14 protein-coding genes and 2 pseudogenes are annotated in these 17,809 nt (G+C 47.7%); 9 read left to right on the plus strand and 7 right to left on the minus strand.

Annotated features, from left to right (window positions below; translation table 11 throughout):
* Nucleotides 1-45: 45 nt before the first annotated feature.
* Together AC58QD_RS14145 and AC58QD_RS14150 are read left to right on the plus strand one after the other, a co-directional pair.
* On the plus strand, nt 46-591 hold the full coding sequence (locus AC58QD_RS14145) for an RNA polymerase sigma factor (protein ID WP_497334228.1): 546 nt from the start codon (nt 46-48) through the stop codon (nt 589-591).
* A complete protein-coding gene (locus tag AC58QD_RS14150; RefSeq protein ID WP_497334230.1) occupies nt 563-2,191 on the plus strand; it encodes a DUF4179 domain-containing protein in 1,629 nt (542 codons plus the stop codon). Before AC58QD_RS14145 ends, AC58QD_RS14150 begins: the two co-directional genes overlap by 29 nt.
* Nucleotides 2,192-2,960: 769 nt before the next feature.
* On the opposite strand, the gene AC58QD_RS14155 is transcribed toward AC58QD_RS14150, so the two are convergent.
* The 3 genes from AC58QD_RS14155 to AC58QD_RS14165 all read right to left on the minus strand — a co-directional run bounded on the left by AC58QD_RS14155 (nt 2,961) and on the right by AC58QD_RS14165 (nt 5,004).
* Nucleotides 2,961-3,227, minus strand: a complete 267-nt coding sequence (locus AC58QD_RS14155) for a hypothetical protein (RefSeq protein ID WP_497334232.1) — start codon at nt 3,225-3,227, stop codon at nt 2,961-2,963.
* Between the two features lie 110 nt (nt 3,228-3,337).
* Nucleotides 3,338-4,348, minus strand: a complete 1,011-nt coding sequence (locus AC58QD_RS14160; RefSeq protein WP_497334234.1) for an LLM class flavin-dependent oxidoreductase — start codon at nt 4,346-4,348, stop codon at nt 3,338-3,340.
* A 155-nt stretch (nt 4,349-4,503) separates the two neighbouring features.
* Nucleotides 4,504-5,004 (minus strand): cupin domain-containing protein, encoded by a 501-nt coding sequence (locus tag AC58QD_RS14165; RefSeq protein ID WP_497334236.1) that lies wholly within the window; start codon nt 5,002-5,004, stop codon nt 4,504-4,506.
* A 169-nt stretch (nt 5,005-5,173) separates the two neighbouring features.
* On the opposite strand from AC58QD_RS14165, the gene AC58QD_RS14170 reads away from it, so the two are divergent.
* Complete coding sequence (locus tag AC58QD_RS14170; RefSeq protein WP_497334238.1) at nt 5,174-6,091, plus strand: AraC family transcriptional regulator; 918 nt, start codon at nt 5,174-5,176, stop codon at nt 6,089-6,091.
* Between the two features lie 136 nt (nt 6,092-6,227).
* Nucleotides 6,228-7,307, plus strand: a complete 1,080-nt coding sequence (locus AC58QD_RS14175; protein ID WP_497334240.1) for a Gfo/Idh/MocA family protein — start codon at nt 6,228-6,230, stop codon at nt 7,305-7,307.
* A gap of 206 nt (nt 7,308-7,513) precedes the next feature.
* On the opposite strand, the gene AC58QD_RS14180 is transcribed toward AC58QD_RS14175, so the two are convergent.
* The 3 genes and pseudogenes from AC58QD_RS14180 to AC58QD_RS14190 form a co-directional block, all read right to left on the minus strand.
* Entirely contained in the window at nt 7,514-7,636 is a 123-nt protein-coding gene (locus tag AC58QD_RS14180; RefSeq protein WP_497334242.1) for a hypothetical protein, read from the minus strand.
* A gap of 36 nt (nt 7,637-7,672) precedes the next feature.
* Nucleotides 7,673-7,732, minus strand: a pseudogene (locus AC58QD_RS14185) (hypothetical protein); the annotation flags it as partial.
* Nucleotides 7,729-7,854, minus strand: coding sequence for a hypothetical protein (locus tag AC58QD_RS14190; protein WP_497334244.1), 126 nt, complete (start codon nt 7,852-7,854; stop codon nt 7,729-7,731). The pseudogene AC58QD_RS14185 and the gene AC58QD_RS14190, both read right to left, overlap by 4 nt.
* Before the next feature lie 456 nt (nt 7,855-8,310).
* On the opposite strand from AC58QD_RS14190, the gene AC58QD_RS14195 reads away from it, so the two are divergent.
* The 4 genes and pseudogenes from AC58QD_RS14195 to AC58QD_RS14210 all read left to right on the plus strand — a co-directional run bounded on the left by AC58QD_RS14195 (nt 8,311) and on the right by AC58QD_RS14210 (nt 12,348).
* Nucleotides 8,311-9,978 (plus strand): sensor histidine kinase, encoded by a 1,668-nt coding sequence (locus tag AC58QD_RS14195; protein ID WP_497334246.1) that lies wholly within the window; start codon nt 8,311-8,313, stop codon nt 9,976-9,978.
* Complete coding sequence (locus AC58QD_RS14200) at nt 9,953-11,053, plus strand: response regulator transcription factor (protein ID WP_497334248.1); 1,101 nt, start codon at nt 9,953-9,955, stop codon at nt 11,051-11,053. Before AC58QD_RS14195 ends, AC58QD_RS14200 begins: the two co-directional genes overlap by 26 nt.
* A gap of 402 nt (nt 11,054-11,455) precedes the next feature.
* A pseudogene (locus AC58QD_RS14205) lies at nt 11,456-11,548 on the plus strand (carbohydrate ABC transporter permease); the annotation flags it as partial.
* A 140-nt stretch (nt 11,549-11,688) separates the two neighbouring features.
* Nucleotides 11,689-12,348 (plus strand): ankyrin repeat domain-containing protein, encoded by a 660-nt coding sequence (locus tag AC58QD_RS14210; RefSeq protein WP_497334250.1) that lies wholly within the window; start codon nt 11,689-11,691, stop codon nt 12,346-12,348.
* Between the two features lie 29 nt (nt 12,349-12,377).
* On the opposite strand, the gene AC58QD_RS14215 is transcribed toward AC58QD_RS14210, so the two are convergent.
* Nucleotides 12,378-13,073, minus strand: a complete 696-nt coding sequence (locus tag AC58QD_RS14215; RefSeq protein ID WP_497334252.1) for a uracil-DNA glycosylase — start codon at nt 13,071-13,073, stop codon at nt 12,378-12,380.
* 86 nt (nt 13,074-13,159) lie between these two features.
* Here AC58QD_RS14215 and AC58QD_RS14220 point away from each other — a divergent pair, with 86 nt between their 5' ends.
* Nucleotides 13,160-17,704 (plus strand): DEAD/DEAH box helicase, encoded by a 4,545-nt coding sequence (locus AC58QD_RS14220; RefSeq protein WP_497334254.1) that lies wholly within the window; start codon nt 13,160-13,162, stop codon nt 17,702-17,704.
* Nucleotides 17,705-17,809: the final 105 nt, after the last annotated feature.

Raw genomic sequence — 17,809 nt, forward strand, 5'->3', positions numbered from 1 at the left:
AACGGTTTATATGATAGATGCAGAAAAAGAAAGAGGTGAATCGGATTGACAGATCGACAACTATTCGAAGCCTACAGACAGGATGTATACCGAATATGTTATTACATTCTCCATGATTACTCTGAGGCTGAGGACGTTTGTCAAGAAGTGTTCATGAAAGCTTTCAGGGCAGAGAGATCGCAAATCGAACATCTTAAACCGTGGTTATTTCGAATTGCGATTCGCTGTTGCAGTGACTCCCTTCGTAGAATGAGACGTAGACAATTCAAAGAAACGGTGTTGTTTTGGCTAGAACGATCCAGTAGTCCTGATAGAAAGGCTGAAGAAGTGGTGGAACTCAAGGAGTATACGGAGCAGTTATCCAGGATGCTCGCCAAGTTGCCTGAAAAGACCCGTATCGTTCTTACACTGAAATATGGCAATGAACTGAAAAATAATGAAATTGCAGAAATTTTGAATGTACCTCTTGGAACGGTCAAATCGAGAATTCATAGCGGATTAAAACAGATGAAACTGTTTGCTGAGAAAAATAACTTTTTCTATAAAGAAGGAGGAATAATTCTTGAACGAGAGCATGGAGCAGTACGTTAAATCGTTGGCAGATAAGGATGGGATACGTTATCCCGATTTTGAGATCATGTGGAATCGGATTGAAGCCAAGAGGATGAACCCATCCGGTATTCAAGTGAGAAAAAGAACTCGAACGACGACCATTGCGATTACTGCTGCAGCTGTACTTGCGGTTGCTGTACCCGTAATGGCCCAGAATGTCTCGTGGGAATGGACGAAGAGCTTCAATAGTACTGGAGTAATCACGGCATTAGAGCGAGGTTTCGGTCAACAGATTGAGAAGTCGGCACTTGATAAAGGGGCGGGGCTAACCGTACATACAGCCGTAACGGATGACAATCGACTTACTATTAATTATAGTTATTCCTTGCCGGAAAGCCCGTTATTTGAGACAGCAGCCTTCGGCCACGTAGAATTAAGCAGCGCCAATGGAAAAAAATTTGTTGGAAATGCGATTAACGTACGTGATCCAGCTAGTGGGAGATTAGTCGGTTATTATGAGACGAACACTCCTCCTAAGGGAGAGAACCAGCAGCTAACTTTTACCGTTAAAGACATCGAACTATTAAGACGCTCTGAACGAAGTGTAGCAATTGATGCCCAGTTGGCATTCCCACAGAAGATCAGCGAGATTGCTAGTGAGATTCCGTCACTAACTGTAACCTCCTTCAAAAGGGAGAAGGACAGGCTAACAATTCGTTACACGATGCCCCTTGCACCGGAGAAATTTTCTAGACTTAACCCTCATTTAATAATTAAGTCTGGCGGACAATCCATCTTGGCTTCTTTCGGTACGGTGTTCCCTCCCCCAAGCAAGTCCCAATCGGAGAAACAAGAAGTTTTTTTACTGAATGAATCAATGGGTGACGATCTTGAATTCGTTATAAGTTATCTAGAAACTGCTGGTCGAGTGGAGGGGGAATGGACGGTCCCATTTAAGCTAGACACAGCTGTTGCGAGCAAAAACACATACAAGCATTCCTTAACAGGGAAATTTGATGATGGTCCTGGCAGGCAGCAGTTGGATGAGCTTGTAGTTACTCCATCTATGATCAAAGTAAATACTGTAGCAGAGGGCTTTGATGGCAACTGGGTGGAGTTGTTCACCTATAGTAAACGTCAACTTCAAGTGGGAGATCAGCTCATAAATGGCGGAATGTTCATCGAGGAGAAAGGGCATAGCTACAGGTTTGAAGTTCCAACTAGACTTAAGGTAACTGGAGAGCCAATGAAAATGATCTTAAGTGGCGTGAGCATTCAAAAAAGGGGAGGAATGGATTACCAGGTTAAGCTCGTCAGTCCCAGCGTTGCTAAACAAATGGTGACCACCGTCTTGGATGGATATAATGTTCGCTACACTTATTATCGGGATGGAAATGATCTACTTGTAGAAACCTCAAGTGATGCCGCTAATTTTGGCGGGATCGTTCAAACGGTAATCTTGGTGAATGGCAAGAAAGTCGATACTGGCGAACGTGAGAAGCAGGGCCCGGTAGGGATGAGCGGCAATAGCAGTTTAGAAAGATACGCGGGTCTGGGAGAAGAAGATGTAATCATCTACCCTTTTACGTATACGATCTATGATCCGAATGCGAAGCTGGAGCTGCCCCTTATTCCATAAAAAGAAAGAATGACCTTAGTCCGCATGTGACTAGGGTCATCTTTATGTTGTTTCAGTGGAAAGCATAAGTTTTTAGTAGAAGAGCGAGGCTCTTTTCGCACCACGCGCGCAGCTCCCAGTGCGGCGGTGTGGAGTTAAATGACGGCGGTTCGACCACAGATCCACGCGCGCAGTTCCCATTGCGACGGTGGGAGTTAAATGGCGGCGGTTCGACCAAAGATCCACGCGCGCAGTTCCCATTGCGCGTGGTGGTGTTACATGACGGCGGTTCGACCACAGATTCACGCGCGCAGTTCCCATTGCGCGTGGTGGTGTTACATGACGACGGTCCAACCAAAGATCCACCTTTGTGAATGGTTCTGGTCGCGGAGGGCCCTGAAGTATGATCCAGGGAGCAGATAGGAAAGGAATCTCATACGGGATTAGTAGAACATTGTAACAAGTTATTCAGCATGTTAGATGAACCTCTTCCGACAAGCGCCAGCATAAGACTCAGCAGCCCGAGTAAAGATAGAGAATAAGCCATCTTACCACTGGCTATTTTGATCTTTTTGGCGTTTTTCTTCAAATAGCCAGTCCAACTATCCTCTATTTCCGTGAAATGAGCTCACTTTCGCTGAAACCAGGTTAATAACCCATAGTAAGACTGGCTATCTCATAAGAATCCGTCTGTTCCGTCAAAATAGCCTATAGCTGGATTGGCTAACGGCCCTCGCGCGGGACCTAAAAATGGGAATGAATGCCGCTGGCTCCAGTAAACTCCAAACAACTATAGTAAATTCCATGTAATGCCCTGCACATTCCAGCGAATCCCAGCGAATCCCCAGCGAATCCCCAGCGAATCCCCAGCGAATCCCCAGCGAATCCCCAGCGAATCCCCAGCGAATCCCAGCGAATTCCATCGTATTCCCTGCAAATTCCAGCGAATACCAGCGAATACCAGCGAATACCGGTGTATGCCAGGGAATACCAGAAAAACAGCGGATTCCTTGCGAATGCCTAGAAAATTCCAGTTAATACCATCTGTGCTTATCAATCTGATATCAATCCAACTCCAAGGACCTGATTGATGAATTTCTGGTCATTTTTATTTGAGTCCTTAATATTTGAGTGCTTTTTATTTGAGTGCTTTATATTTGAATGCTTCTACTTCCCAAGCGCGATCTCGGCCACAATCTCATACGACCTCAATCGTGCTTGATGCTCATACATCATCCCGGAGATGATGAGCTCATCGGCTTGGGTCTCGTCCAAGATCGATTGCAGCTTTTCCCTCACGGTATCGCGATTCCCAACAGCGCTGTAACGCAGATAACTATTTAGAACCGCTCGCTCTTGATCGGATAATTGCTTGTCGAAATCAGGTACTGGAGGGAGCAGCTGGCCGGTGCGTCCCCGGACGATATTGAGAAATTGCTGCTGCATAGTAGTCGCGAGCAGTTGCGCCTCTTTATTCGTATCGGCTGCAAACACGTTAACTCCGATCATGACGTAAGGCTTGTCAAGTACTTCCGATGGACTGAAATTGCTATGGTAGATCTGCAGGGCTTGCATGATATAGTCTGGAGCGAAGTGGCTGGCAAAGGCGAAAGGCAGGCCAAGCTTTCCGGCTAATTCGGCACTGAACCCGCTTGAACCGAGCAGCCAGATCGGCACATTCAGTCCTTCTCCAGGGATTGCGCGCACACCCAATGGACGACCTGGCGAGCCTGGCTTGAAATAAGCGCGAAGCTCGCTCAACAGCTCGGGAAAATCATTGCCATCGCTGCCTAAGCCGCGTCGAAGCGCACGAGCAGCTGGCTGATCTGAGCCTGGAGCTCGTCCAAGTCCAAGATCAATGCGGCCGGGATACATCGATTCCAATGTGCCGAACTGCTCGGCAATGACTAATGGGGCATGGTTAGGCAGCATAATCCCGCCCGAGCCAACCCTGATTCTACTAGTTCCGCCAGCCACATAACCGATAACAACGGAGGTAGCAGCACTAGCAATACCTGGCATATTATGATGCTCAGCCAGCCAATACCGATTGTACCCCCACTTCTCAGCGTGTTGGGCAAGATCTAATGTGTTGCGGAACGATTGTTCCGGAGTGCTGCCCGTAACAACTGGGGATAAATCCAGGACAGAAAGGGGGATTTCTTGTATTTGCTTCATCTATATAGCCTCCATGATAAACAGGATGAATAACAAGTACCGACTTATTTGTAAGTAAGTATTTTTTAGTATACACCACTATTTAAGCAAAACAAAATGAGACCCGCATACTTTCTCTTGTAAGGGTCTCATCTTTTAATGTAATCCATATTGTCTTAAATATAATACTCATGTACAGGACCATCATCCCCATAGATCGGATCTTTCTGCGGGCTTGGCACTTGTTTGATCTCATCCAGTACTTCAGGACGCTCATCTTCCTTTCCCGTGTGAAGATTGTAATCCAGTCCCTTTGGGTAAGCACCTACTATTCGAAAATCTTCACTGGCTGATACTCGTTTATGCCCAGTTCCAGCGGGAAGCAGAAGAACATCTCCTGTCTCGATTTCGAATTTCCTTCCGAGTTTACCGCCAAGTTGAATAACTGCAGTACCGCTTATGACACCCAAAACTTCATGCGTGTTGCTATGGTAGTGATGGTAGTCATAAACTCCATTCGTCCAGCTGTTCGTCCAGCTATTACCGTTGAACCTGGATTCCGTTTGCTCGGGCGAGTCTTTCCACACTCCTGGATATAGTATTACAGGCCATTTTGGATGGTTAGGAATATTGCCGTCATCTCGAAAATAATAAGTTTTTACTCGAACTTGCTGCATCGTATATCCCTCCTATTCATTAATGTCTACTTGTAGTAATGTTAACCCTATAAAGGGTTTTCATAAACATCAGAATAGTACCATCGGTTACAATTTAGCGGTTGTTCCGTAGGCGGATATGTACTATGCTAGATAGTGAGAACCGCTCTAGAATGGGAGGATTATCGCTTTGGGTACTCAGCTGTACGAGTATAAAAACCAGAAAGTAGAAGGATTTCCTTTCAAATTCATACGCTACAACAGGCAGGATTTGCGTCAGCCGCTGCATAAGCACGATTACATTCAAATTGCCTATGTAATGAAAGGCGTCTGCTGCCACCGCTTTCGCGGGAAGTCGCTTACGGTTGGTAAAGGTGACATTTTCATTATTCCGCCGGGTATCGAGCATAGCTTGAATGCTTTTGAGGGTAAAGAATTTGAGATTGTGCTTGTCGATTTTATGCCTCTTCTGGTCCATGATGAATTGAAATCATTCTCGGATTCGATTGCATGGTATACACGCGATCACCGGCAAGAGGATGACAGCTCCGAAGCCTTGCTGCCTTGGCTGCACATTAGTAAGGATAAGCAGCTTCTTGTGGAGCATCTATTAATGGATATTCAGGATGAATTTGAGCATCAAGAGGTTGGTTACGAATTTTCCACAAGAATTAATTTAATGAAGCTGTTGATCATTATTGACAGGGAATCAAGGAAAGCACCAAAACGGCACAGTACGAACCCAGTGCGTCTTAACCAAAGACCGTTCGGCTCCGTCATTAAATATATTTGTGACAATTATAGTGAAGATATACCGTTAGAGAAAGCAGCGGAATTGGTGAATATGACCCCCGCTTACTTTAGTCACGCCTTCAAGAAAGAGTCGGGACAATCGTTCGTGGAATTTGTCCATGAGGTTCGAATTGAAAGAGCGATGGAGTTAATTCGGCATGACGTCCACACGATGACACAAGTATGTTTTCAGGTTGGATTCCGCCATCTTAGCCATTTCATACGCACATTTAAAAAGCGGACAGGATTGACCCCGACGGAGTACAAAAAGTTGTTCGCACCCGTGCCTAACCCATCTGTTATGACCGTAAAATAAAGCAAAGCAAGTACAAAAATAGTGCAAGAAGCGTAGGCTGCTGAGGGGTATAGTAACATGTAGAAGTCTTAGTTGTTAAGTTTGAATGGATTTACTGCATGCACTCATCCTAATTGTGAAAAGAGGACAACACATTATGAGCAATCAACTCCTTAAAGTAGGAATCATCGGACAAGGCCGAAGCGGGCGTAATATTCACGGACTTGGTTTGGCTCGTCTGAAAGATAAGTATACGATTGTTGCAGTAGCAGACGGTCTGGAGGATCGCCGAAAGCGCGCGGTCGAAGAATTCAGCTGCAACGCCTACCCGACTTGGGAGGAAATGGTTGAATCCGAGCAATTGGATCTGGTTGTTAATGCTTCTCCTAGCGACCTGCATTTCCCGATTACGCTTGATTTGCTTAACCGTGGAGTTAACGTACTGTGCGAGAAGCCGCTAGCCAAGACTCCTGAAGAAGTGGATCAATTGATCGCAGCCTCCGAGAAATCAGGAGCAACGCTGGCTGTATTCCAACAATCGAGATACATGCCTGCTTTTGTGAAAATGCGTGAATTGATTGCATCAGGCGCATTGGGACGCATTGTGCAAGTGGATTTCACAAGCAATGGATTCGCTCGCCGTTGGGATTGGCAAACCCTTCAGAGCAACAACGGAGGCAACTTGTTGAATACAGGCCCTCACCCAGTTGACCAAGCCTTGCAATTGTTCGGAACGGATCTTATGCCTCAGGTGACTTGTATTATGGATCGCGCCAACACATATGGAGATGCTGAGGATTATGTAAAAATAATACTTAGAGGTCCAGGCCGTCCTGTAATTGACTTGGAAATTTCATCTTGCTCTGCATTCCCGAGAGCACAATTCACGATTCAAGGCACGAACGGCGGATTAACAGGTAACACGCAGAAGCTGACTTGGAAGTATTTCAAGTCCGACGAAGCTCCTGAACAGGTGCTTACAAAGACGCCGCTGATGGACGCTAATGGAAACCCTGCTTACTGCAATGAGAAATTGACTTGGTATGAAGACTCCTGGGAGCTCAGCTTGCCAGAGGGAGTGGCAGCATTCGAATACATGACCATTACGTTATATTCCAAGCTTTATTCTTCGTTGACTGAGGGTGCTGAGTCCGAGATTACACCTCAACAAGTTCGTCAGCAAATGGCCGTTATGGAAGAATGCCGCCGTCAGAACCCGCAAATTTATTCAGCGTAATTACAGATTAAGACTATACGGGGGTAAAGAACGCAAGATGAGTGAACAAGGACATTCCGCACGTTTCAACTCAACTCGCGATTAGAACCGTATAACTTAGACTGCCGCCAAGACCTCTGTCTTGGCGGCAGTCTTTTTGCATCAAGTCAAATCTTCAAACGAAGTGTTCGGGTTTACGGATAAATCCTGCAGGTTTCCATTTGCTGTCAGCGCAGGGCCTCGTTTAAAGCGGATTGAAGAGCAATCGTATCATCTGCGTTGGCGTCACCATTTGCCCCGTACCACTTAGCGTTAACCGTATAATTGTCCACGACGCGCTTGTATCTCATACCTGACGCACTTACAAGTACCGTTCCAGTGTTGTCTTCGGAATGTGAATCGGCTGGGTCGTATAGGAAAAACCCTTCCTGCTCGGAATCTGTTATGTAGTAAGCGAAGGAAGTGGAAGGCTAACAGCATTACGGCCGCGCCTGCCATTCCCATCGTAGCCAGTGATTATACGGTCTGCTGCAGAGTCACGATGAGGGGGCTCGATATTGGTGCTCATTCTCCATACCTCCTTAGATAAATGCTCAAATGGATAAATAATGTATTCGGAAATGCTCGTTTTGTACTTAAAATGTAAAATGCATCTGTTGTATTGTCAATACGAATTCTACAGAATGCATATTAAACTTCTGTAAAAAAGCTTGTTATATAAAGTTAAGATAATGTAATGTAGTGCTCTAAGAACCGTCGAACAGTTGACAACCTGATTCCCTTCTAATACTCTAATATCACCGAAACAAACAAAAACGAGTTTATATAAACATTTCTCGAATAGGTAGCATGCTAAGTATGACCATTCAGAAGTCCAACTGGTCGATTTAACGTGCGGAACATGTGATAGCGATATCACATGTTTTTAAGTCTTTTAAACTAGTAAACGCTTTCTTTTTGTGAAGATTGTGTAAACAAAACCGTACGGGTGATTCTACCTTGGTCCTAAGAAAGTGAGGTTGCTGTGAATAAGTTTCGCCAGCCCTTATCCATCAAGAAAAATCTACTTATTTTTTTTGTAGTTTTATTTTGTATTCCTTTTTTGTCCGCCTGTCTAGTCTGGTACGCAAAGTCGGCTAAGACCGTTGAGGAGAGCGGGATCTATTACAACGAGCAGTTGACACGGCGGGTTAATACTCAATTAGATGAATACTTTGCCGGTATTAAGGCGGACTCACTGCCCCTTCCGGGCCATCCCCTTATCCAGGAATTCATCAAGTCAGATCCGTACAATCCGTACGAAATGTACCGGTTAAAAGCACGAATTTCGAACGAGCTGGTACCCCATCTACGGAGAGACATATACGGATTTGCCATCATTTCAGAAAAAGGCGCTTATTTTGGCGAATCCATCTTGCATCCCTGGGTATCGGTTCCGACAGATATGCCCTTGATGGACGATAGCTTTAAAATTCTCGGGGTAGCCGAAAAAAGCGGTGTACCGGTTATAACGGTATATCGGAAAGTGATCGACAATGTGACGTACCAACCAGCCGGAGCTCTTCTGATGGCCTTGTCTTTGGATCAAATGCTGAAAATCGCTGATATCAAACCTTACGGAAAAAACGGATACATAGCAATAGCAGACGAGGACGGCCAGATCATCTATCATACGGACCGAGAGAAATGGGGCACCTTTCTGCCTGAAGCTTGGTCCCGAAGGATGGAATCTAGTGGCGGGCGGTTCATTCAAGACGATCCCGAGGGCAAAAAAATGATGGTATACCAGGTCTCAAGTCTGACGAAGTTCAAAATTATCTCGGAAACATCCAAATTCGAAATGTTAGGAGGCCTACGGCGTCTTCAACTCCTCACTGTTTTCATCGGGGCTCTCATCCTTGTTCTGGCATTTGTCGTATTCTATCGGATGTTCCATGAAATCAAAAAATTAATAGAGGAGATCCATGCGACTAGGGTACGGGAGAAAGAGCTTGAACTGAAGCACAGCGATGCGCTGATGTCGGCCTTGCAATCCCGGATCAACCCGCATTTTCTTTATAACACTTTGGAAATCATCAACTCGTACGCTGTGATGGCTGATGTAAAGCCAATCAGCCGGATGACAGTCTATCTTTCCAATATATTCCGATACAGCGTAAGCAATCCGAATCAAGTTGTCAGCTTGCGGGAGGAACTTGAACATATTATCAGTTATATCAAAGTTCAGGAGTTGCGGTTCGAAGATTTTAAATTTGAAATAAACGTGGACGAGAACAAGCTGGACAATGTCTATCTGTTTCGTCTTACCGTGCAGCCTCTCGTTGAAAATGCTTTTAAGCACGCCTATGAAAAGCACGGAATAACACCCGGGAAAATATGTATCAACGGTGTAGCGGAAGAAGGCCTTTTCTCACTGTATATCCAAGATGATGGTGTTGGGATGCCATCAGAGCTGATGCGAAAATACAATGAGGCTTTCGAAACTGTGACGGAAGCCAAGATGATGAGAGCCGGGTTCAGTCCTTTCCAGAAGATCGGCTTATGGAATGTGCATACCCGACTGCGACTCGCTTTTGGACACCCGTACGGGATCCGGATTTCCCAATCAGGAGAACAAGGCTCTAAGATCCAAATGATGCTCCCCTACTTGAAAGGAGTGGTGAAGGATGTACAAAGTGCTGATCGCAGATGACGAACGGATGGTCCGGCTTAATTTGAAAACGTTGATCGAGAGAGATTCCAATGGTTTCATGGTTGTAGGGGAGGCCAAAGATGGGGAGCAAGCCTTGCAAATGTTCCTAGAGCTGAAGCCCGATCTGCTAATAACCGATATTCGCATGCCGGGTGTGGACGGTTTGGAACTAATCCGCAACCTTTCTGCCCAAACCTCGGGGTCCGAATTCCTAGTCGTTTCCGGCTACGGCGATTTCGAATATGCCCAAAGCGCGCTGCGCAGCGGAGTTACCGATTACCTGCTGAAGCCGATAGATCCGGACTATTTTTTATCAGTCATGATTAAGATCCGCAGCCGTATTTTCCAAAAGGCAGATAATCGCTCTAAATCGAAGGACTGGATGTGGCCATGGAAAAATTATGCCGAACAAATGGCAAGCTGGTTGTGGCATTTAAATGAAGAGGAACTGAGGTCCGAACTGGAGCGGATCCGAACCCTCCTGATCCCCGATTCGGGAAAAACACCACCTGAAGTCATGGAACAATTCGTTTATTATATGGTGGTTCTAAACGGGGAGCTGCAGGAGTTGAATCAGAGCGGTCTGCCGCTTCCGGCAATACGATTGCCGGAGAATCCGCTGAACAACGCGGACCTTTACGAGTCGCTGCGTACCAGCCTAACTGGCTCAGTCGATCATATCCGGTCTTCCCGGAACTGGTGGGGCTACAATCGCATGATCAAGAGCGTTACTGCGTATATCGAAGAAAACTATATGAAAGCAGAGCTTTCCTTGAAGGATGCCGCTGCTCATTTTGAGATCTCTCCCAATCACTTTGGTATTACATTCAAGAGAGAGACGGGGGTTTCATTTAACCAATATTTAACCCAACTTCGAATGGAGAAAGCCAAATTGTATTTGCAAAATCCGTTTGTGAAAGTGTATGAAGCGGGCGAGGCCGTCGGATTCGAGGACTATGCCTATTTCTCAAAAACATTTAAGAAATATACCGGAACGACGCCATCAGAGTACCGAAAATATGAAAGCCTAGAGGGTCCTTCCGAACCGGTATGGAAAACTACAAGCTTTCGTTGATTATTCCATGTTAAGGCGACATCCATGTCTCAATAATCATTTACAGAAGGACCCATTATATACGGTCCGAACCTTAAGAAGAAAGTCCCTGAGGTCGCCTGGAACAGCCCTAAAGTAATGAAAAACGGCAAAGTTTACGGCATTCCCGTACTCACTGGAGAGCCCGCCGATCGAGTCATCTTCTATCGCCAAGACATGCTGGATCAGTTAAAAATGGACGTGCCGAAGACGCTGGAGTAGTTCCTGAAATTTGCCGAGGCGTTTCAGGATTACAACATGTTTGCAGGGCTGCTGCACAGCAAATGGTTTAAAATCATTTTCCTTCCCGGCATCATCGGCCTGGTGAGAGTGAAGGCGAGAGCAGAAGTTAAAAGGATACACAGGAGGGTACCCATCACCGTTATGTACATCACGACGCTGCCGATTCTAATCGTTTATCCGTTTTTGCAAAAATACTTCGTCAAGGGCTCAATGCTCGGATCGCTAAAGGAATAAGGAGCAGGCGAATCGGACGTCGGCACCCGCATGAGAAGGATGACTACCGTTGATCTCAAACGGTAGTTTTGTTTGTTGTTGTCCGCCTTTATCCGTTATACTAATTTAAAGCAGGTGTTAGTAGCTTAGGAGGCGTAAGCATGCAGCAATCCATATTCGATGCGGTCAAGCGTAAAGATCTAGAAACCGTGACCATGCTGTGCAAGGGGCGCCCGGAGCTTGTGAATAGTCGGGATATGCAAGGGAACAGCCCCATTATGCTATCCGCTTACTACGGGGCAAAAGAAATTGTCCGCTATTTATTGGAATCAGGAGCTATGCTTAATTTGTATGAAGCTTGCGCAATCGGCAAGTTGGAAACCGTAAGAGCTTTACTCGCGCAGAGACCGGAGCTGCTGAACAGCTTTGCGCACGATGGTTTTACACCTGTTGGTCTAGCCGCGTTTTTTGGGCATGAGGATGTTGTTGCTTTCCTAGTGAGGGAAGGAGCGGATCTGCGCACGCATTCTTATAATGCAATGCACGTAGCACCGCTGCATAGCGCTGTTGCAACCAACAAACTGACGATCGCTGCCTTATTACTGCAGCATGGAGCGGATGTGAACGCGAGGCAGCAATCGGACTGGACTCCTTTACATGGTGCAGTGCACAACAAACAAGCGGACATGATTCGTTTGCTGCTTGAATATGGAGCCAATCCGGAGGCGGTTAACGAAGCAGGTGTCTCTGTGATGACTATGGCGGGTGAGAGCGGCGATCAGGGGATTGTGGATCTGCTGAAAGCGCATGTAACTAAGTGATTCTAGGTTGCAGGTAAGCAGCTATACGACTAGCTGGTTAACGCATCGGTTTCGTGTTCAGACAGCTTCCAATCAATTTCGACGCTGCCGAGCTGTTTGAGATATTGATTAATTCTAGAAAAAGGACGACTTCCGAAGTATCCCCGATGAGCAGATAGAGGACTGGGATGAACGGATTGAATGACGAAATGCCTCGTTGTATCGATTTGTTGAAGCTTCTGCTGGGCATGACTTCCCCAGAGAACAAAAACAACGGGTTCAGGACGATCATTCAATAACGTAATAATGCGATCTGTAAACGCTTCCCAGCCTTTACCCTTATGCGAATTTGGTGTGCTTTCTCTGACGGTGAGTACCGTGTTAAGCAGCATTACACCTTGCTTGGCCCAGTCTAACAAATAGCCATGACGAGGGATGGGCAAGCCTAAATCGGATTGAAGCTCTTTGAACATGTTTTTCAATGAGGGAGGAGCAGGAATCCCAGGTTGCACAGAGAAGCTCAGGCCATGCGCTTGTCCTGGGCCGTGATACGGGTCTTGTCCGAGGATCAAGACCTTGGTATCCTTGTAACCCGTCGTATGTAAGGCATTAAAAATATGATGCATATCAGGGTAAATCGTTTGGGTGCGGTATTCGTCAGCCAGGAATTGGCGAAGCTGCTTATAATAGGGCTTATCGAATTCGGGCTCCAGTAAAGGGGCCCAATCATTATGCAGAATGGTCATGGAAGAATGGATTCCTTTCAACTATGGATATCATATAAATGTCCCTATTATTCTATCATAATTGGTGCCGAAAGGAGAGACAGCTGATGACCAATGAGGAATCCAAACTTAAGGGTCTGATTGATAATCCTGTTGTACGTGGATGGTTCCGCGAATCCTTCGGACAGCCGACTGAAGTTCAGCGGAGCGCTTGGCCCGCTATTCGCGATGGTCAAGATGTGCTCATCGCTGCGCCAACAGGATCTGGGAAGACGTTAGCAGCTATCCTTCCTTGTCTGGACCGGATTGTGAGCCGAAAATGGGAAGAGGAGAATGATTCGGATCGGGAAAAGGATGGGGCTAGACGTTCCAATCGCAACAGTGGAGTCCGTCTATTGTATGTAACCCCGCTCAAGGCTCTTAATAATGATATTCACCATCATTTGTTCGCCTTTGTCGGAGAGATGGAAGCTTATGCCGCGAAGCATGGCTTACATTGGCCAGGTATTCGTGTAGGCATTCGCACAGGGGATACATCTCAGAGTACACGGGCTTCCATGATCAAGAATCCGCCTGATGTGTTGGTTACCACACCTGAATCGCTATATTTGCTGCTGGCTTCCGAAAAGGCAAGAAGCATGCTGCAATCGGTCGAGCAGATTATAATCGATGAGATTCACCAGCTTGCCGCAGACAAGCGTGGACTCCATCTAAGTGTCACTTTGGAACGATTGACAGAATGGTGCGGACGAGAGGCTCAGCGAATAGGTGTATCGGCTACTATACGTCCTTTGGAGCGGGTAAGCTCGTTTCTGACAGGCTTCGAGGAAGATGGAACTCCGCGTGAGTCCGTCATCGTAGAGAGCAGCATGGATAAGCGTTTCGAGATCAGTGTCACAATGCCCAGTTCTCATCGCAAGCAGCATAAGAATGATGAAGAATCCGTATGGACTCCGCTCCTGGAGCTGTTGATGGAGCGGATGGAGGGCAGCCGATCGGTATTGATCTTCGTGAACAATCGACGATTATGCGAGCGGATCACGTTGCGTTTGAATGACCATGTCGGCTACGAGATGGCCAGGTCCCATCACGGCAGCGTATCGCGTGAGAAGCGGCTCGACGTCGAGCGTGCGCTCAAGTCGGGCGAGCTGCGCTGCCTAGTGGCGACGGCAACGCTGGAGCTTGGCATAGATGTCGGCCACATCGATCTGGTCATCCAGATCGATTCGCCGCAGAGCGCGGCGGCCGGCATCCAGCGCATCGGACGCGCGGGCCACAGCGTCGGCGACGTTAGCCGCGGCGTCATCGTCGCGCGCGTCCCGGGCGCGCTCGCCGAGTGCGCGCTGCTGGCCCGCGACATCGCGGCGCGCGCCATAGAGGACATCCGCATCCCCACTGGGGATTGGGATGTCCTCGCGCAGCAGCTGGCGGCGATGGCCGCCGCGGGCCCGATGGCCGCAGATCGCGCGTATGCGCTGCTGCGGCGCAGTTATGGATACCGCGCGCTTAGCCGGGCGCGGTTCGAGGGCGTGCTGCAGGTGCTGTCCGGGTATTACCCGTTCAGCAAACCTTTGCTTGATTGGGCCCGCAGCAGCACAGAACAGGAAGCCGCTGCCAAGCTTGATGTCGCCCGCGATACGGACGACAGCCAGGCTGACTGGGGCAGTCTGATGCCCCGCAGCAATACCAAGATGGCGGCGATCCTCGGTGCGGGAACGATCCCACAAAGCTCTGCCTACCCCATCTATCATCACGAGACACGCACCCAACTAGGCGAGCTGGATGAAGTGTATATCCATGAAAGCCGTGTAGGAGACGTATTCATGCTTGGCACCGCTTCGTGGAGAATCCAGTCCATCCAGAACGATCGGGTGCTTGTCAAGGAATCAACCAATGCTTTCAGTGAAATCCCTTTCTGGCAAGGTGAAGGACCAGGGCGCACATATGATGTTTCCAGAAGAGTTGGAGCTTTTTTAGGGGAGCTGCTCGATCGTTTGCATGATAATTCGGAAGCGGCTGCAGAAGCTTGGCTGACCAGGAACTTTTATCTGGATGAATCAGCGGCTGAACGTCTTGCGGCTAATGTAATCAGGCAGCGAAGCGTATGTGCGGTTCCGACTGACAAACATATCGTGATTGAACAGTACAAGGACGATGCGGGCCGAATTCACCTCATCATTCACAGCTTGTTCGGGCGACGGTTGAATCGCACATGGCAGCTTGTCCTGCAGCGCACCTTCGACCAGCTGCTGCCTTACCGCTTCTATTCGAATGCTAAGGAGAATGGGATCGAATTCGTCTTCCCTGAATGGGACGATAGCTGGGTGGACTTGATTCGCAGCGTGACTTCGGATCGAGTCGAGCCGCTTCTTCGGGAATCGATAGCGGGTTCACCTCTATTCGGAGCGACATTCCGGCGTCTGGCCGAAACCTCCTTGCTGCTTGCTCGGGGTTACGGGCGAACCCCGCTCTGGGTGAAGCGAATCCGCAGTGAGTCTCTGCTCAGAGATGCGCTGCCGTTCGCAGATCAGTTCCCGCTTGTGCAGGAAACATTAGAAATCTGTCTGGAGGAGCTGCTGGGGACGAAGCAGTTGATCCACACTTTAGAAGAGATAGAGAAGGGGACTATTCACGTCTCCGTGCACAAGAACTTGGCTCCTTCTCCTTATGCCTTTCAATTTCTTGCTGAATATACGAATAATCAGATGTACGAATCGGATGCGTTAGCCAAGGACATCCAACTTCAATTGATGACCATCAATCGAGATGCAGCAGTACGCACATTCGGAACGACAGCTTTGAAGCAGCTTATGGAACAGCTCGATCCCGAAGGAAGCGGAGAATGGGCAACTCGTGCGCCAAGACCAGAAGATGAGGAGGAACTGTACCGACTGCTGAAACAGCGGGGTGACAGCAGTGAGGCTGAACTGGTCAAGCACGTCGGCCGACAAGCCTCGGAATGGCTGGAGAATCTGAGAAAGTCAGGGCGCGTCATCCAGATCACCGTTCACGGTCAACTCAGATGGATTTGTGCAGATGAAGCCCCGACTTATGCTAGTTTCCCGGAGGAATCCCAAGCCGTAACATTCATTATGGGACGATATGTGGACCAACAGTTATATGTAACGGCAACTCAATTAAGTGAACGATTCGGCTTATCTGCACCATTTGTTCAAGCCTTAATCAACAAGTGGGCGGCTGACCGTATTCTGGAACCATCCCCATTCTCTGACCAGGAACAGGATCATTCGGAGCCATTATGGACTAGTCGTAAAGCGGCCGAGCAAATCATTCGACTATCCGCAAAGCAGCTTAGGGATCATGCTGAGCCGGTTGACCCTTCGAGGTTAATAGAGCATATACTCAAGCTGCAGTTGCTACAGCCGATTACAATCGAGAAGGGCAGTGACGGTTTAAGGCTCGTGATAGAGAAGCTGCAGGGCGTGTTCCTACCCATGACGCACTGGGAGTCTTTTGTGTTTCCATCAAGGCTGCCTGATTATCGAAAAGAAACACTGGATCAGCTGTGCGCCATGGGAGAGGTGCTGTGGTTTGGCCGCAAGCAGGAAGGGGAGAAAGAAGGCAGAATTGCTTTTTTCTTAACCGAATCCAAAGACTTGTACCGACCTTTTCTTATGAAAAGCGATCCGGTGAGCGAGGATCAGCAGCAGCTCCTCGAGATGATGTGCAGGAAAGGCGCCAGCTTCCTGACCGCACTCAGCCGAGACGCGGGTCTTACACCTTCTGAGTTATTGGATAAGCTGTTGGAGCTGGTGTGGGGCGGCTATGTCTCAAATGATCAATTTGCACCGATTCGAATGCATGGTCAAGGCCGTCCATCATCCACCAAGAGCAGCTCCTCCAATTCATCCCGTAAGTTTCAATCTGGTCTGGGTCGATGGTATTTGCTCGATAACTTGCAAGAAGACCGCGAAGCAGTCAATCCTTCATCAGAAGTGAAAGAACTACCATCGTCCGATGCATCGCTAACCGTGTGGATCCAACATTTACTGAACAGCTACGGGATATTCACCAGGGATATGCTGTCTGAGCGTCTGGATGTTCCTACCGAGGTGCTGTCGGAACCTATCCGAAGACTAGAATCTTGGGGATTGTTAACAAGGGGCTTGTGGGTACGAGGTATTACGCCTCTGCAGTTTTCCACGCCTCCTGAGGTCGAGGCTTTAAGACAGGCATCTTTTCAGAACAGGGATCAAGACGAGGTTGTGGTGCTTTGTGCGGTGGACCCAGCCAATCCATATGGAACGTTAGTTTCGTGGCCAGAAAGCGATGGGATATCTTATGCAAGAAAAGCAAGCAATTTCCTGGTCCTGTATCAAGGACGGCTGTGTTTGTGGATTGAACAAAATGGGAAGCGATTCTATGAAGTGAACTCGTTCAAGCCGAATAACTCAGCTGAACAGAGGGCGTTCCTCGCTAGCAGTATGAGCTCCATAGTAAGAGCCATCTATCGTCTGGGCGGCATTCGGAAATTGGTGGTGGACAGCTGGAATGGTGTACCCATAACAGCCTCCCATGCTTATAGTTTGTTCGAGCAGCTTGGCGCGGAAAAGGATCGTGCTTCTGCTGTTGTATGGCTAAGCTCACTGGGTAGTTTATATTCGCCAGTCCATAATAGGGTAAAGGAATAGAGAGATTATTTATTCCCTTATCTTAGAACTTTCAACTTAAAATATACTCGGGCTGCAGCTTTTCCGCTCGGCAGCCTATTTGTTTTGACTATATACTCATCTAAT

Source organism: Paenibacillus sp. J2R1T-4 (assembly GCF_059692235.1).

Bases quoted from the DNA above. Each gene is read 5' to 3' on its own strand.
- AC58QD_RS14200 (WP_497334248.1), top strand. From the start codon at position 9,953: ATGTACAAAGTGCTGATCGCAGATGACGAACGGATGGTCCGGCTTAAT.
- AC58QD_RS14220 (WP_497334254.1), top strand. From the start codon at position 13,160: ATGACCAATGAGGAATCCAAACTTAAGGGTCTGATTGATAATCCTGTT.
- AC58QD_RS14190 (WP_497334244.1), bottom strand. From the start codon at position 7,854: ATGAGCACCAATATCGAGCCCCCTCATCGTGACTCTGCAGCAGACCGT.
- AC58QD_RS14160 (WP_497334234.1), bottom strand. From the start codon at position 4,348: ATGAAGCAAATACAAGAAATCCCCCTTTCTGTCCTGGATTTATCCCCA.
- AC58QD_RS14215 (WP_497334252.1), bottom strand. From the start codon at position 13,073: ATGACCATTCTGCATAATGATTGGGCCCCTTTACTGGAGCCCGAATTC.
- AC58QD_RS14180 (WP_497334242.1), bottom strand. From the start codon at position 7,636: ATGAGATACAAGCGCGTCGTGGACAATTATACGGTTAACGCTAAGTGG.
- AC58QD_RS14175 (WP_497334240.1), top strand. From the start codon at position 6,228: ATGAGCAATCAACTCCTTAAAGTAGGAATCATCGGACAAGGCCGAAGC.
- AC58QD_RS14165 (WP_497334236.1), bottom strand. From the start codon at position 5,004: ATGCAGCAAGTTCGAGTAAAAACTTATTATTTTCGAGATGACGGCAAT.
- AC58QD_RS14210 (WP_497334250.1), top strand. From the start codon at position 11,689: ATGCAGCAATCCATATTCGATGCGGTCAAGCGTAAAGATCTAGAAACC.